Annotated in this window: 12 protein-coding genes; 8 read left to right on the top strand and 4 right to left on the bottom strand. The window is 70.9% G+C overall.

The window, feature by feature from the left end:
• Positions 1-23: 23 nt before the first annotated feature.
• On the top strand, positions 24-1,529 hold the full coding sequence (locus tag ACQUQD_RS09940; protein WP_428951678.1) for an amino acid permease: 1,506 nt from the start codon (positions 24-26) through the stop codon (positions 1,527-1,529).
• 72 nt (positions 1,530-1,601) lie between these two features.
• Positions 1,602-3,071 (top strand): ArnT family glycosyltransferase, encoded by a 1,470-nt coding sequence (locus ACQUQD_RS09935; RefSeq protein ID WP_428951677.1) that lies wholly within the window; start codon positions 1,602-1,604, stop codon positions 3,069-3,071.
• 17 nt (positions 3,072-3,088) lie between these two features.
• On the opposite strand, the gene ACQUQD_RS09930 is transcribed toward ACQUQD_RS09935, so the two are convergent.
• Both ACQUQD_RS09930 and ACQUQD_RS09925 read right to left on the bottom strand, forming a co-directional pair.
• Positions 3,089-3,439: an NTP pyrophosphohydrolase gene (locus tag ACQUQD_RS09930; RefSeq protein WP_428951676.1), complete on the bottom strand. Its 351-nt coding sequence runs from the start codon at positions 3,437-3,439 to the stop codon at positions 3,089-3,091.
• Entirely contained in the window at positions 3,436-4,356 is a 921-nt protein-coding gene (locus tag ACQUQD_RS09925) for a hypothetical protein (protein WP_428951675.1), read from the bottom strand. The genes ACQUQD_RS09930 and ACQUQD_RS09925 overlap by 4 nt, the downstream gene beginning before the upstream one ends.
• An 80-nt stretch (positions 4,357-4,436) precedes the next feature.
• Here ACQUQD_RS09925 and ACQUQD_RS09920 point away from each other — a divergent pair, with 80 nt between their 5' ends.
• The 6 genes from ACQUQD_RS09920 to ACQUQD_RS09895 all read left to right on the top strand — a co-directional run bounded on the left by ACQUQD_RS09920 (position 4,437) and on the right by ACQUQD_RS09895 (position 12,290).
• Entirely contained in the window at positions 4,437-5,660 is a 1,224-nt protein-coding gene (locus ACQUQD_RS09920; RefSeq protein WP_428951674.1) for a CapA family protein, read from the top strand.
• A gap of 252 nt (positions 5,661-5,912) precedes the next feature.
• Entirely contained in the window at positions 5,913-8,150 is a 2,238-nt protein-coding gene (locus ACQUQD_RS09915; RefSeq protein ID WP_428957505.1) for a HAMP domain-containing protein, read from the top strand.
• 9 nt (positions 8,151-8,159) lie between these two features.
• Positions 8,160-9,629 (top strand): poly-gamma-glutamate synthase PgsB, encoded by a 1,470-nt coding sequence (gene pgsB, locus ACQUQD_RS09910; protein ID WP_428951673.1) that lies wholly within the window; start codon positions 8,160-8,162, stop codon positions 9,627-9,629.
• Complete coding sequence (locus ACQUQD_RS09905; RefSeq protein ID WP_428951672.1) at positions 9,626-10,108, top strand: poly-gamma-glutamate biosynthesis protein PgsC/CapC; 483 nt, start codon at positions 9,626-9,628, stop codon at positions 10,106-10,108. The genes pgsB and ACQUQD_RS09905 overlap by 4 nt, the downstream gene beginning before the upstream one ends.
• 38 nt (positions 10,109-10,146) lie before the next feature.
• Positions 10,147-11,208 (top strand): NlpC/P60 family protein, encoded by a 1,062-nt coding sequence (locus tag ACQUQD_RS09900; RefSeq protein ID WP_428951671.1) that lies wholly within the window; start codon positions 10,147-10,149, stop codon positions 11,206-11,208.
• 50 nt (positions 11,209-11,258) lie between these two features.
• Positions 11,259-12,290, top strand: a complete 1,032-nt coding sequence (locus ACQUQD_RS09895) for a hypothetical protein (protein ID WP_428951670.1) — start codon at positions 11,259-11,261, stop codon at positions 12,288-12,290.
• Between the two features lie 119 nt (positions 12,291-12,409).
• Here the strand turns inward: ACQUQD_RS09895 and ACQUQD_RS09890 are convergent, their stop codons facing one another.
• A complete protein-coding gene (locus ACQUQD_RS09890; protein ID WP_428951669.1) occupies positions 12,410-14,542 on the bottom strand; it encodes a 3-hydroxyacyl-CoA dehydrogenase NAD-binding domain-containing protein in 2,133 nt (710 codons plus the stop codon).
• Positions 14,539-15,765: a thiolase family protein gene (locus ACQUQD_RS09885; RefSeq protein ID WP_255975510.1), complete on the bottom strand. Its 1,227-nt coding sequence runs from the start codon at positions 15,763-15,765 to the stop codon at positions 14,539-14,541. Before ACQUQD_RS09885 ends, ACQUQD_RS09890 begins: the two co-directional genes overlap by 4 nt.
• Positions 15,766-15,769 lie beyond the last annotated feature (4 nt).

Genomic DNA, 15,769 nt, shown 5'->3' with positions numbered 1-15,769 from the left:
GACAAGGCGCACGGAGGTAGCCGGTGACCACCCAGCCAGACGCGGGACGCGCACGCAGCGGCCTGTTCAGGACGAAGTCCATCGAGCAGTCCATCCAGGACACCGAGGAACCCGAGCACCGGCTCAACAAGTCACTGTCCGCCCTCGACCTCACCGTCTTCGGCGTCGGCGTCGTCATCGGCGCCGGCATCTTCGTGACCACCGGCACCGTGGCGAAGAACTACGCGGGCCCCGCCGTCGCCCTCGCCTTCGTCGTCGCGGGCATCGTGTGCGCGCTCGCGGCGCTCTGCTACGCCGAGTTCGCCTCCACCGTGCCGGTGGCGGGCTCCGCGTACACCTTCGCGTACGCCTCGCTCGGCGAGTTCGTCGCCTGGATCATCGGCTGGGACCTGGTCCTGGAACTGGCCCTGGGCGCGGCCACCGTCGCCGTCGGCTGGGCGGGCTACGTCCAGTCGCTCCTGGACAGCTGGGGCATCCCGCTGCCGACGGTGCTGCTCGGCCCGTCCGACGGGAAGTTCGGCTTCAACATCGCCGCCGCGCTGCTGATCCTGGTGATGACCGGCGTGCTGGTCGTGGGCGTCAAGCTGTCCGCGCACGTCACCTCGCTGGTGGTCGCCATCAAGGTCCTCGTGGTCCTGATCATCATCGCCGTCGGCAGCTTCCACATCGTCGGCGCGAACTACTCGCCGTTCATCCCGCCGAAGCAGGACGTGTCCGGCGGCTCCGGCCTCAGCGCGACACTCCTCGAATCGATCTTCGGCTACACCCCCTCGGCCTTCGGGGTCATGGGCATCTTCACCGCCGCCGCCATCGTCTTCTTCGCCTACATCGGCTTCGACGTGGTCGCCACCGCCGCCGAGGAGACCGTCGACCCGGCCAAGGACGTACCGCGCGGCATCATCGGCTCCCTGGCCATCTGCACGGCCCTGTACGTCGCCGTGTCGATCGTCGTCACCGGCATGCAGAAGTACAGCACCCTCAGCGCGGACGCACCGCTCGCCGACGCGTTCAAGGCGATCGGCCAGCCGTTCTGGGCGGGCCTCATCAACTTCGGCGCCATCATCGGCCTGGTCACCGTCGTGATGATCCTGCTGCTCGGCCAGGGCCGCGTCTTCTTCGCGATGAGCCGCGACGGACTCCTGCCGAAGGTCTTCAGCCACGTCCACCCCACGTTCCGCACGCCGTACCGCTCGACGATCATCCTCGGCGTCGCGTCCGCGGTCCTCGCCGGATTCGTCTCCCTCGAAGAGCTGTCCAAGCTGGTCAACATCGGCACCCTGTTCGCCTTCGTCGTGGTCGCCCTCGGCGTGATCATCCTGCGCCGCACCCGCCCCGACCTGCCCCGCGCGTTCCGCGCCCCCTGGGTGCCCGTCCTGCCGGTCGCCTCGGTCGCCGCGTCCGTGTGGCTGATGCTCAACCTGTCGGTCGAGACCTGGCTGCGCTTCCTCGCCTGGATGGTGCTCGGCCTCGTCATCTACTTCGTGTACGGCCGCACCCACAGCAAGCTGGGCGGCCGCAACTCCCAGTAAGCACCGCTCGATCCGTCCGGCCCCGTATGTCCCGCTTCGATGCGGACTGCGGGGCCGGATAGTTTGGCGCCCATGCTCACCCAGGCGCGGACATCACTACCGTACGTATCCGAAGACCGCCGGGGTGCCTCGGACCGCAGACCCGCCCGCGCCTACTGGCCACGGCTCGTCCCCCTGCTCGCCCTCCTCGCCTGTGCCACCCGCGTCCCGTCCTTCACCGTGCCGCTGTGGAACCCCGACGAGGGCTATCTCGCCGTCCAGGCGCGGATGTTGGCGCACGGCGGCCGGCTGTACGAGACCGTCGTCGACCGCAAACCACCGCTCGTGCCCTGGCTGTACGAGGCCGCGTTCGCCGTCTTCGGCTCCGGCTCGCTCACCCCGCTGCGGGTCTGCGCCGTCGCCGCGCAGCTGATCACGGCCCTGCTGCTCGCCTCGTTCGCGCGCCGGCGCTGGGGCGACACGGCGGGCCGCACCGCGGGCGTGCTGTACCTGCTGGCCTCGATCGGGCTCAACCCACAGGACGCGCAGGCCGCCACCTTCGAGGTGTTCATGCTGCCGTGGACCGCGGCCGCCCTGTGGTGCGCGGACCGGCGCCGCTGGGGCTGGTGCGGGGCCGCCGTCGCCGGTGCGTTCCTGGCCAAGCAGACCGGCGGAGCGGTCCTGGTGCCCGTCGCCTGGATGCTGTGGCGGTGCGGGGCGCCGCGCAGGGACGTGGTGCGGTGCGCGGGCGGCATCGCGGTGCCGGTGCTCGGGGCCGCCCTCGCCACCGACCCGGCGGGCTTCCTGTTCTGGACGGTGACGGGATCGGGCGCGTACGCCTCGTTCACCGGCTCCGAACTCCACGTGCTGGCACGGGGTTTGACGAACGCGGCGATCCTCGCGGTGGCCTGCGCCGGGATCCTGCCCCCGGTCGTACGGGTCCTGCGCATCGCCCGCACCGGGTGCGCGGAGCTGTGGCTGTGGCTCGGCTCGTCCGCCGGCGCGGTCCTGCTCGGCTTCCACTTCTTCGGGCACTACTACCTGCAACTCATCCCGCCCCTGGCCCTGTTGGGCACCGCGGCGCTGCAGATCCTGCCGCGCGAGCGGCTCGTCACGGCGCTGCTCACCTCCGCGTGCTGCTGCCTGCTGTTCGTCACGTGGGGGATGCTCGCGCCGCACCCCGAGCTCGCGCACGCCCAGCGCGTCGCCCGCGAGGTGCGGACGCACTCCGACCCGCGGGAGCCGGTGCTGGTGTGGGGCATACACCCGGAGACGTACTGGATGGCCGGCAGAGAGCCCGCCAGCCGCTTCCTGACGGCCGGGCTGCTCACGAACTACAGCGGGGGGCGGGACGGGCCCCAGGTGGGGGAGAGGTACGCGGTGGCGGGCGCCTGGGACGTGTTCCGGGAGGAGTTCGCGCGGAGGGCGCCGCGGCTCGTCGTGGACGACTCCAGGGGCAAGCCGTACGGAGTGGAGAGAACCCGGTCACTGCGGCGGATGCTGGCGGCGTACGAGGTGGCCGGGGACGTGGACGGGGCCGTGGTGTACGTACGGCGGCAGTGAGCCCGGGCCCCGCCCCGCTACGGGTACACCGTCCGGGGGCCCACGCAGCGGGCCCCCGACTCCTCGACCCTGCGGCGCAGTTCGCGGTCCGCCGTCACGACCACGCACGGCCCCGTCGCGCCCGCGGCCACCGCCACGATGTGGTCGTCGCCCTCGCCGGGGGCGTCCTCGACCCGCACCCCGGGCCGCGACGCGACCCCGCGGGCCCGGCCCTCGACCACCAGCACCACCTCTTCGTCCGGGTGCCGCTCGGCGTACTCCGCGAGACGGTCGCGCAGCCGCACGGCGGCCGCGTGCCGGTCGCGCCACCAGCCGTCGGGGACGGACCCGACGACGTTCGCGCCGTCCACCACCAGCAAGGTCGTCATGGCCGCTCGCCCTTCCGCCACAGGTCCGTGACCCGGCCGACGGCCGCGACGGCGCGGGCCGTGCGCGCCTCGTCCGTACGGACCCGGTTGCTCAACTCGATGTGCAGGAACGGTACGTCCTGCGCCGAGGCCTTGCGGCCCTGAACGTTGGTGCGCCCCTCCAGCGGGCAGGAGCGGGCCCAGGCGCGGCACACGTCGAAGCCGCGCCCGCGCAGCGCGTCGGCGAGGCGGCGGCCCTCGGTCCGCGCGGCCGTGCCGCGCCCCGTGGAGGCGACGACGTCGTGACGCGGAGCGGAGTCGTCGGCGAAGCCGTGCACCTGCACAGCGGGCCGGCCCCGCTCGGCCAGCAGGTCGCAGACGGCGTCGAACGCGGTGTCCCGGCGGTGCGCGACGTCCGACGCGTCCCCCCGACCTGCTTTGCGATGCGCACCTGCAATGACCATGATCCCGCCGCGAGAACCGCGCAGGACCCCGACGCCGACGCGCTCCGTGTTCCGGTCGGCGACCGGGTGCGGGACCTGGACGGTCCAGCGGCGGTCCTCGTGGGTGCCGTCGTCGGCGAGGTACACCCGGCCCCAGCCACGGGGCGACGGGCCCTCGTCGGTGCGGTCGGCGATCTCCGTGAAGCGCCGTCCCGTCCCGGAATCGGTGAGCGTCCGCACGGTGAAGTCGACGTCGGACAGGCGCTGTCGGGCCCGTTCGAGCTTGCCGTCGAGAAGAAGGCCGACGCCCTGCGCGACGGTCTCGCGGTCGCGGCGGGACGGCTCCAGATATCCGGTGTCGGCCCCGAAGCGGGCCGTGTACCCGGTGACGCGGGCCAGCAGATCCACGTCGGCGCGCCCGTCGGACCCGGCGTCGGAAGTGCGGTCCGGCCCGGCGTCCTGTCGGGCCGCGGAGAGCAGCAGTGCGGTGGTCACTGTGGCAACAACGACCAGGATTGTTGCAATTGTTACCGTCTTTGTCCGGTTGGCCGTCATAGTTGTATAAAGATAGCCGGGTGAACAGACGCCCCTCTCGCACCACCCGTCGCAGCCGCACCGGCATAGCCGGTACCGCCCTCGCCGCCCTGCTTGCCGGCGCCGCCGCCTGCGGTCCCTCCGGCTCGGACGACGACACGGCCGACGGCGACGCGGGCCGTTCGTTCACCGTCGCCGCGGCGGGCGACATCCTCATCCACCCGGAGCTGACCGAGCAGGCGGGCAAGGACGCCAAGGAGACCGGCAAGGGCGTGGCGGGGCTCGACTTCGACCCGATCATGGCCGGCATCAAGCCCGTGATCAGCAAGGCGGACCTCGCCATCTGTCACTTCGAGCCGGTGGCGTCGGCCAGCCCGAAGGGGCCCTTCGAGAGCTTCCCCGCGTTCATCGTGCCGCCGCAGATCACGACGACGATCAAGAACATCGGCTACGACACCTGCTCCACCGCCTCCAACCACAGCCTCGACCACGGGGCGACCGGCGTCACCAACACCCTGAACGCCCTCGACAAGGCCGGCGTCAAGCACACGGGCTCGGCCCGCAGCGCCGCCGAGGCGCAGAAGCCGAACATTCTCGACGTCAAGGGCGTCAAGGTCGCCCAGCTCTCCTTCGCGGGCGGCTTCAACGGTCACACGATCCCCGAGAACAAGCCGTGGCTGGTCAACCAGACCTCGATCAGGGCCATCAAGGCGGCCGAGCAGCGGGCGCGCAAGGCCGGCGCCGATGTCGTCATCCTGAGCATCCACTGGGGGCGCGAGCACCAGCCCACGCCCAACGCGGTCCAGCTCGACCTCGCCCGGCGCATCGCGAAGCAGACCGGCATCAACCTGGTCATCGGCCACCACGCCCATGTGGTGCAGCCGATGGAGAAGATCGGCGACACCTGGGTCGCGTACGGCCTCGGCAACCAGATCGCCCGGCACGAGGTGCCCAGCGGGCTGTCCGAGGAGGGCGTCACCGGCTGGTTCGAGTTCACCGAGCGCGGCGGCACCTGGGACGTACGGGCCAAGTACGTGCCGACCTTCATCGACATCCCGCCGGACCCGGACGAGAACGGCGCCGTGCCCAAGGGGTCCGTCAAGGACCACCGCCTCGTGGACGTGGCCGCGGCCCTGCGCGACGGCGACGGCCTGAGCGCGCAGCAGCGGGCCCGCTACCGCCTCGCGTTCGAACGTACCGAAGGCACGCTCCTCAACCGCGGCGCCGGCCAGGACGGCCTCGAACCGCTGAACCCGCTGCCGTAGCGCCCGCTCGATCGCGGAGATGCACGGCTCAAACTGTGCCGTGCATCACATTGGGCTGATTTCGTACAACCATCCGCTTCCGGTTCGGGTCGGGAGTTACTGGATCGCACGCTTGTGTTCTGTGCGTCTCCATGTGCGACATCCGGGGGAATGTCGTACGACCGTCCGGCACATCAACAACTCCAGCAGAGGAGCCCACCGTTGGCCGCTTCCCAGGTGAAGCGACGGCACAAGGTCCGCAAGCGGGCCGACATGTCGCTGATCGGCGGCATCCGGCCGCCCATCGCACTGCTGTCGGTCCTGCTCCTCGCTCTGGCCGGAATCACCGCCCTCACCATCGGACGGTCCGGCGACGGGCCCGTGCCCAAAGCGGTGCTCCAGTCCCAGCAGCACTTCGCGGAGGACGGCGCCGTCGCCCTGCGCGCGTCGCTCGACGAGTCCATCACCGACCTCAACCGGACGGCCAACCTGTTCAGCGCGGGCCAGCCGGTCAGCGCCGACACCGTCCTCGACAAGGTCGGCAACGTCTACCAGAAGTGGCGCGGCTCCGCCGTCATCGAGATCAAGTCGGGCAAGATGCTCGCCGCCCGCGGGGAGAACGTGCCGGTCACCGCGATCGACCGGACCAAGCTCTCCGTCGAGGGCGGGCTGCGGCCCCGCCTGATCCGCCTGGACAACGGCGAGACCCGGCTGCTCACCCTGGCCCTGCTCTCCTGGGAGGGCCGCCCCCAGCAGCTCCTGGTCACCACCAGCAGCCTGAAGTTCCCCGGCGTCAGCCTCGGCAAGTTCCGCGCCATCGCCGTCGTCGACTCCCAGGGCGCCGTGCTCAGCAGCGACGGCATCCTCGCGCCCGAGCAGATCCTGTCCGACACCGTGAAGGAGGCGTCCGCCGCCTCCCGCAAGCAGCTCGACGACTTCGCGAAGACGGCCGCGCGCAAGGCCTCCCGCGAACCGTCCAAGACCAAGGAACCCGGTTCCGGCGGCTACCTCGGCGTCAGCGGCTCCCTGCTCGGCGACACCGTGCAGGGCGACCGCGCCCTCGCCGGATACGCCTCCCTCACCGGCCCCGAGGCCGGCGAGTTCACCCGGGCCAGCGAGCTCGGGCTCACCGTCGTCACCCTGGTCCACGTCACCGACGACGCCACGCACGTCGCCTCCCTCGCCTTCGGCCTGCTCGCCGCGGGCGCCCTGATCCTCATCGGCGCGGTCACCGTCGCGCTGCTGCTCGGCACCGTGCAGCGCCCGCTGATCCGGCTGTTCCTGGAGAGCCGCCGCCTCACCCGCGGCGACCTGACCCGGCCGGTGTCCGTGCCCCGCTACGGCGAGGGCGCCCGCATCGGCAACGCCCTGGAGCGGCTGCGCCGCCAGCTGCTCGGCGAGAGCGACGAGACGCGGCCCGTCCGCGGCCGCCTCGGCACCCGTGCCCTCGTCGCGGTCAGCGGCGCGCTGCTGCTCGTGTGGTGCGTGCCACTGGTCCTCTTCCTCAACCGGGCCGGTGACGACGTCGCCGTCCCGCAGCAGATGGTCAGCGACCAGCGCGAGCGCACCGACACCCTTGCCGACCGGGTCCGGCGCGCCCTGAACGAGGGCCACGCCGACCTCGCCGCCGTCGGCACCCTGGTCGGCGACCGCACCGAACCGGCGCAGATCACCGAGGTCCTTCAGCGGACCATGACGGAACACCCCCGCTACGACGCGCTGTACGTCCTCGACACCCACGGCGCGATCGTCGCCAAGGCGGGCGGCGACGTGCACAGCCCCGCGGGCAAGGGTCCCTCCGCCAAGCCGCTGCGGGTCCTCGACGACTCCGGGAAGAAGCCGGTGATCCTCGGCACCGCCGAGATCCCGGGCCGCGACGGCGCCGCCGTCGTCGGCGAATTCCGCATCGACTTCCTCAACTCGCTCCTCAAGCGTCCCGGCCTCGGCACCGTCCGGGTCGTCGACGCCGACCGCAAGGTCATCGCGGGCAACTCCGGCTACCGCGAGTTCCAGAAGCTGCCCTCCCGGATCGACGAGCTGGCCGACGCCACCAACCAGAAGGTCGGCATGGCCGCCAAGCCCAGCGGGGTGCTCTACCGCGACGACGGCGCCGTACAGCTCGCCGGGGCCGCCCCGTTCGCCGGCGGCGGCGCCGCCAAGGAACTGGGCTGGACCGTCGTCAGCTGGCAGCCCGCGTCCGGCCTCGCGATCCCCGAGTACCAGTACCAGAACCGCACCGTGCTCGCCGGACTGCTCGGCATCACCGCGGCCGCGGCCTGCCTCGGCTGGCTGCACATCGTCGTCGTCCGCCCGCTGCGCGAACTGGCCCGCCAGGCCGAGAAGCTGGCCGACGGCGACCGCAAGACGGTGCTGTACCCGCGTCACCACGACGAGGTCGGCGCCGTCACCCGCAGCCTCGAACTCGTCCGGCAGCAGCTCCAGGGCCGGCAGCAACAGCAGCGACGGCAGGGCGGCCCCCCGCGCACGCCCGCCGGAGCCGGAAGGAACTAGGAACCACCCGTGCTCTTCCTCTACACCGTGCTCGTGGTGTGCGGGGCCGTCCTGCTGATCGCCGGAGTGATCGAACAGCGGCGGCACTACATCAACCTCGACCACATCCCGACCCGCGTCCTCGTGAACGGCATCCGCGGCAAGTCGTCCATCACCCGCCTGTGCGCGGGCGCCCTGCGCGGCGGCGACCTGACCACGGTCGCCAAGACCACCGGCACCGCGGCCCGTTTCATCCACCCCGACGCCACCGAGGAGCCGGTCTACCGCAAATTCGGCATCGCCAACGTCGTCGAGCAGATCGGCATCGTCCGCCGCGCTGCCGCGTACCACCCGGACGCCCTGGTCATCGAGTGCATGGCGGTCATGCCGGCCCTCCAGGAGATCAACCAGTCCAAGCTGATCCGCTCCACGATCGGCGTGCTGTGCAACGTCCGTGAGGACCACCTCGCCGAGATGGGCCCCACCCTCGACGACGTGGCCCGCTCGCTGTGCCGCTCGATGCCGGAGAACGGCATCTGCGTCACGGCTGAGGTGGACCGCTTCCACATCCTCCAGGAGGAGGCGGACGCCCGGAACTGCAAGCTGGTCTACGCCGACCCCGAGATGGTCACCGACGAGGAACTGCGCGGCTTCAGCTGGTTCACGTTCAAGGAGAACGTCGCCATCGCCCTCGTCGTCGCCGACCTCCTCGGCGTCGACCGGGAGACCGCACTCCAGGGCATGTACGACGCCCCGCCGGACCCGGGCGTCCTCTCCGTCGAGCGCTATCTGACCCCCGACGACAAGAAGCTCCGCTTCGCCAACGTCTTCGCGGCCAACGACCCCGAGTCGACGCTGATGAACATCAACCAGCTGCTCGACCTCGGTGCCATCCACCGCCCGCTCAACGTCGTCATCAACTGCCGCCCCGACCGCGTCGAGCGCAACGGGCAGATGGGCGAGATCATCCCCGAGCTCGACCCCGAGCACGTCTTCGTCATCGGCCACCCCGCCAAGTCCGCGATCGACGCGATCCCCGCCGCCTACCGCGACCGGGCCGTCGACCTCGGCGGCGACCGCCGCGACCCCGACGAGTTCATGGGCCAGCTCCTCGGCCGTCTCGGCCCGGACACCTCGCTCGTCGCCATCGGCAACATCCACGGCCAGGGCGAGCACCTCCTGGAGTACCTCGCCGAACTCCCGGCCGACGAGAGCCCCGACGACACCGCACCCGCGGCCGAGCCGCCCCGGCACGTCGAGACGGTCCAGCTGTACGCCCCGCACATCGACCCGTACCAGCCGTACTCGCCCGCGTACGAGAACCGGTACGCGACGCCGCCGGCCGTGCCCGTGCAGCGCGACGCGCACCAGCCGTACCCGCAGCAGCGGCACGTCGAACCGCCCGCCCCCCGCGGCCTGTTCGAGCCGGTCGTTCCCCCGACTCCGCCCGCCGACGACATCGAGCAGTGGCACAACCCCGCAGGAGAGCAGCACCGTTGATCCCCTCCGTCCTCACCCCCGAGATCGCCGCGGTGGGTATCGCCATCGGGCTGCTGTTCTCCCTGATCTGCTACCTGACGACGAACCTGTCGCCCGGCGGCATGATCACGCCCGGCTGGCTGGCCCTCACCCTCGTCGAGGACCTGCAGCGCGCCGCGATGGTCGTCGGCGTCACCGTCCTGACGTACGTCGGCACGCTCCTGATGCAGAAGTTCGTGATCCTCTACGGCAAGCGGCTCTTCGCGGCCGTCGTGCTGCTCGGCGTCACGCTCCAGGCCACGGTCATGATCGTGCTGTCCCTGGAGTTCCCGCTGATGTACGCGAACCAGACGCTCGGCTTCATCGTGCCCGGCCTCATCGCGTACCAGCTGGTGCGCCAGCCCAAGGGGCCCACCCTCCTCGCGACCGGCTCGGTGACGCTCATGGCGTACGTCGTCCTGACCGCCGCGATCCTTCTCGGCTTCATGCCGTCCGTCTGACCGCCTGACCGCCGACCACCCGACCGGAGCCGACTTTCATGCCTCCCAAGAAGAAGCGCCCCGTCCTGCACGCCGTCACCGTGCTCGCCCTCCTCGGCGCCAGCGGCTACCTCACCGTGGAGCTGAAGAAGGACGAGCAGCAGAAGGCCCCCGCCGTGCAGGCCGTCACCGACTCACCGCTGCTGGAGACCAGCACCGGACAGAAGGTCGGCAAGCAGACCTGGGAGCGCCTGAAGAACCCCGAGCGGTCCGTGCTGCGCGGTGAGGGCGGCCAGGTCCTCGCCACCTTCACCGACGGCGCCCGCACCGCCACCCTCAAGGGACCCTCGCGCACCTTCAGCGAGCCCTCCAACACCAAGTCCCGTGTCGTGACCGAGGACTGGGTGCGACTGATGCCGGAGGCCTGGCGCAAGGGCGCCGAGAAGGAGAAGTGGTTCAAGGACTGGTTCAAGGAGTTCTACGGCAGCGAGGAGGACGACATCTTCGCGTACGCCTTCCAGTACGCGGAGGGCGCGCCGGCGAAGAAGGACGACGAGGGCATCCAGTACGCGGGCGACGCCTCCTTCGGGCCGTTCAAGGAGGACGGCGTCGACCGCCTCGAACAGAACGACTTCTACGACTACTTGGGCACCCCCTACACCTTCCGCGACGGCACCACCATGCAGGCGCACAAGGAGCGGTTCCGCTCGCTCGACTGCTCCGGCTTCATGCGCATGGTGTGGGGCTACCGGGCCCGCTTCCCGCTGGCCGCCACCAACAAGGTGGGCGACGGCCTCGCGCGCACCGCGGACGGGATGGCCCGCTCCAAGGTCGGCGTCGACATCATCAAGATCCAGGGCCCCGCGCCCTGGTACACGCGCCCGACCAACATCGACGTGCTGCAACCCGGTGACCTGCTGTTCTTCAAGATGGACCACCGCACCGGCAACCACATGGACCACGTCGCCCTGTACCTGGGGCTCGACGCCGACGGTCACCGCGTCTTCATCTCCAGCCGCAAGGAGGTCAACGGACCGACCATGGGCGACAAGGGCGGCACCTCACGCATCGACGGCAACGGCTTCTACGCGGGCCTGTTCCGCAGCGCGAAGCGGCTGTGACGGCCGGGGGTGGGAAGGACGTATGTTCCACCCCCACTTAAGGTGGAACGGTGAACGGCGACTGGCTGATACGCGGACGCGACGGCGGACTCTGCGCCTACGCGTACGCCCCCGACGGCGACGCGATCGTCTGCCGCACCGAACGCACCCCCGGCGGCGCCTGGACGGCCTCGCGTGTCGTGGGCGGCGACCAGCGCCTGCACACGGTCCTGGCCGTCGCCCAGGGCCCGGGCGAATACGCCCACTTGGTGTCGTGGCGCCCCACGGTCCCCGGCGAATCGGGCCTGGTCCACTCGACGCACTTCCAGCCGCATCTCGCGGCGCTCGACTGGACGCCCATCGGCCACCCGAACAAGAAGGGCGACCGCACGGGCCCACCCGCGACCGCCGTCGACGCACAGGGCCGCGCCCACGTCTTCGTCCGCAACAAGGGCGGCGGGGTCAGCATGCGCGCCCAGCTGGAAAAGGGCGGCTGGGGCCCGTGGCGCGACCTCAAGGGCAAGGGTGTACGCGGTGAACTCGCCGCCGTGGCAGGGGAGTCGGGGCTGATCACGCTGTACGCGGCCACTACCGAGGGCATCCTGCGCTGGCGTCAGGAGAAGTCGGGCGAGACTCCGGTGCAGGACGAGAAGCCGCAGCCGGCGGCGGTCCGCCCGGACACGCTCCACGCTCTGCCCACCTCGGCGGACCACGTCACGCTCTTCTTCACCGACGACGACGGCGCCCTGTGCGCCTGGCGCGGCGACGAGGCCCCGGTGCGCGTCCTGGACGCGGCGGGCGCGGGCCCGGTGTCGGCCATCCGCTGCCGGCTGGACGACGTGGACTGCACGCTGCTCGCCCAGCGCGCGCACAGCGGCCGGGTCGCCTTCGCCGCGTACCCCACGGAACTCGAATCGGCGGGCGCGTGGTGGGCGGAGTCGGGCCCCGCCCTCCCGCCGGACGCCCGCGTCTCCCTCGCGGAGGACGTCAACGGCCTTGTGGTGGCGGCGAGTTACGTTCCGGGCAACCCGTCCCGCATGCACCTCACCCGCCGCAAGGACGAGCCGGGCCTCGCCCTGGAGGCGTGGCACCAGGTGCTGTAGCCCCGAAAGGGGCGCGGGACGGCGTCGACATGCGGCTGCCGCCGCATGTGCCCGACCAGCCACAGCCGGTCGGCAGCCGCCCCACGCCCCTGAATCGACTCGGGACGAAGCGCTACCCGTTAGGCCGGAACGCTCGCGACACCGGCCTCCAGGAACCGCTTGCCGTTCACCCGCTCCGAGACGCCCTCACGGTCCAGGTACGGCGTGATGCCGCCCAGGTGGAAGGGCCAGCCCGCACCGGTGATCAGGCACAGGTCGATGTCCTGGGCCTCGGCGACGACACCCTCGTCGAGCATGAGCCCGATCTCCTGGGCCACGGCGTCGAGCACGCGGTCGCGGACCTGCTCCTCGGTCAGGACGACATCGCCCTGCTTGAGGAGCGCGGCGACCTCGGGGTCCAGCTCCGGCTTGCCGGAATCGTAGACGTAGAAGCCGCGCTTGCCCGCCTTGACGACCGCCGCGAGGTTCGGGGACACCGTGAAGCGCTCCGGGAAGGCGCGGTTCAGGGTCTCCGAGACGTGCAGACCGATGGCCGGGCCGACCAGCTCCAGGAGGACCAGCGGCGACATCGGCAGACCGAGCGGCTCGACGGCCTTCTCGGCGACCTCGACGGGGGTGCCCTCGTCGATGACGTTCTGGATCTCGCCCATGAAGCGGGTCAGGATGCGGTTCACGACGAACGCCGGGGCGTCCTTCACGAGGACCGCGGTCTTCTTCAGCTTCTTGGCGACGCCGAACGCCGTGGCCAGGGCCGCGTCGTCGGTCTGCTCGCCGCGCACGATCTCCAGGAGCGGGAGGGTCGCGACCGGGTTGAAGAAGTGGAAGCCGACGACCCGCTCGGGGTGCTTCAGCTTCGACGCCATCTCGGACACCGAGAGGGACGAGGTGTTGGTGGCGAGGATCGCGTGCGCCGGGGCGACGGCCTCGACCTCGGCGAACACCTGCTGCTTGACGCCGATCTCCTCGAAGACGGCCTCGATGATGAAGTCGGCGTCGGCGAAGCCCTCGGCCTTGTCGAGCACGCCGGAGACGAGCCCCTTCAGGCGGTTGGCCTTGTCCTGGTTGATGCGGCCCTTGCCGAGCAGCTTGTCGATCTCGGCGTGGACGTAGCCCACACCCTTGTCGACGCGCTCCTGGTCGATGTCGGTCAGCACGACCGGCACCTCAAGACGGCGCAGGAAGAGCAGCGCGAGCTGCGAGGCCATCAGACCGGCGCCGACGACGCCGACCTTGGTGACCGGGCGCGCCAGGTTCTTGTCCGGGGCGCCGGCGGGGCGCTTGCCGCGCTTCTGCACCAGGTTGAACGAGTAGATGCCGGCGCGCAGTTCGCCGCCCATGATGAGGTCGGCGAGCGCCTGGTCCTCGGCGTCGAACCCGGCCTGCAGGTCCCCGCTCTTCGCGGCGGCGATGATCTCCAGGGCGCGGTACGCGGCCGGGGCCGCGCCGTGCACCTTGCCGTCGGCGATGAACTTGCCGCGCGCGACGGCCTGGTCCCAGGCCTCGCCGCGGTCGACGTCCGCACGCTCGACCTTGACGTCGCCCTTCAGCACCTGAGCGGTCCAGATCAGCGACTGCTCCAGGAAGTCCGCGCCCTCGAAGATCGCGTCGGCGATCCCGAGCTCGAAGACCTGCTTGCCCTTGAGCTGCTTGTTCTGGTTGAGCGAGTTCTCGATGATCACCGAGACGGCCTTGTCGGCACCGATCAGGTTCGGCAGCAGCGCGCAGCCGCCCCAGCCGGGGACCAGGCCGAGGAAGACCTCGGGCAGCGAGAAGGCGGGCAGGGCCTTCGAGACGGTGCGGTACGAGCAGTGCAGACCGACCTCGACGCCACCGCCCATGGCGGCACCGTTGTAGTACGCGAACGTCGGCACGGCGAGGCCGGAGAGGCGCTTGAAGACCTCGTGGCCGCCCTTGCCGATGGCGAGCGCGTCGTCGTGGTTCTTCAGCAGCTCGACGCCCTTGAGGTCGGCGCCGACCGCGAAGATGAACGGCTTGCCGGTGATGCCGACACCGACGATGTCACCGTCGGCCGCCTCCTTCTCGACCTGGTCGACGGCGGCGTTCAGGTTCGCCAGCGAGCCGGGGCCGAAGGTGGTCGGCTTGGTGTGGTCGAAGCCGTTGTCCAGCGTGATCAGCGCGAACCGGCCGGCGCCGTACGGCAGTTCCAGGTGGCGTACGTGCGCGGACGTCACGACCTCGCCGGGGAACAGCTCGGCGGCACCCTTGAGGAGCTCAGCGGTGGTGGTGCTCACTTGTCGCCTCCGGCGTCCTTGTGGTGCGGGTTCTCCCAGATCACCGTGGCGCCCATGCCGAAGCCGACGCACATGGTGGTGAGGCCGTAACGGACCTCCGGCTGCTCCTCGAACTGGCGGGCCAGCTGCGTCATCAGACGGACGCCGGAGGAGGCGAGGGGGTGACCGAACGCGATGGCGCCGCCGTACTGGTTGACGCGCGCGTCGTCGTCGGCGATGCCGTAGTGGTCCAGGAACGCGAGGACCTGGACGGCGAACGCCTCGTTGACCTCGAAGAGGTTGATGTCCTCGATGGACAGGCCCGCCTTGGCGAGCGCCTTCTCCGTGGCCGGGATCGGGCCGTAGCCCATGACCTCCGGCTCCACGCCCGCGAAGGCGTAGGAGACGAGACGCATCTTGACCGGCAGGTTGTTCTCGCGGGCGAAGTCCTCGCTCGCGATGATCGAGGCGGTGGCGCCGTCGTTCAGACCGGCGGCGTTACCGGCGGTGACGCGGCCGTGCGTGCGGAACGGCGTCTTGAGACCCGCGAGGTTCTCCAGGGTCGTGCCCGGGCGCATCGGCTCGTCGGCGGTCACCAGACCCCAGCCGGTCTCGCCGACCTCGGCGTTGGTGTTGCGCACCGAGATCGGGACCAGGTCCTGCTGGATCTTCCCGTTCGCGTACGCCTTCGCCGCCTTCTCCTGCGAGCGCACGGCGTACTCGTCGGCGCGCTGCTTGGTGATGTGCGGGTAGCGGTCGTGCAGGTTCTCGGCGGTCATGCCCATGAACAGGGCGGACTCGTCGACGAGCTTCTCGGACACGAAGCGCGGGTTCGGGTCGACGCCCTCGCCCATGGGGTGGCGGCCCATGTGCTCGACACCACCGGCGATGACGGCGTCGTACGCGCCGAACGCGACGGAGCCCGCGGCGGTGGTGACGGCCGTGAGCGCACCGGCGCACATGCGGTCGATCGAGTAGCCCGGGACCGACTGCGGCAGGCCCGCGAGGATGCCCGCCGTGCGGCCGAGGGTCAGGCCCTGGTCGCCGATCTGCGTGGTCGCGGCGATGGCGACCTCGTCGATCTGCTTCGGGTCCAGGTTCGGGTTCCGGCGCAGCAGCTCCCGGATGGCCTTCACGACGAGGTCGTCGGCGCGGGTCTCGTGGTAGATGCCCTTCGGGCCCGCCTTGCCGAACGGGGTGCGGACGCCGTCGACGAAGACGACGTCCCTGACGGTACGAGGCACGATG

The organism is Streptomyces sp. cg35 (assembly GCF_050410835.1).
In the GTDB taxonomy this organism is placed as follows: Bacteria; Actinomycetota; Actinomycetes; order Streptomycetales; family Streptomycetaceae; genus Streptomyces.
This window is presented reverse-complemented; position numbering and strand designations above follow the sequence as displayed.

Excerpts from the sequence above, each read along its gene's own strand:
- ACQUQD_RS09900 (WP_428951671.1), top strand. The coding sequence starts at position 10,147 with ATGCCTCCCAAGAAGAAGCGCCCCGTCCTGCACGCCGTCACCGTGCTC.
- ACQUQD_RS09915 (WP_428957505.1), top strand. The coding sequence starts at position 5,913 with ATGTCGCTGATCGGCGGCATCCGGCCGCCCATCGCACTGCTGTCGGTC.
- ACQUQD_RS09935 (WP_428951677.1), top strand. The coding sequence starts at position 1,602 with ATGCTCACCCAGGCGCGGACATCACTACCGTACGTATCCGAAGACCGC.
- ACQUQD_RS09930 (WP_428951676.1), bottom strand. The coding sequence starts at position 3,439 with ATGACGACCTTGCTGGTGGTGGACGGCGCGAACGTCGTCGGGTCCGTC.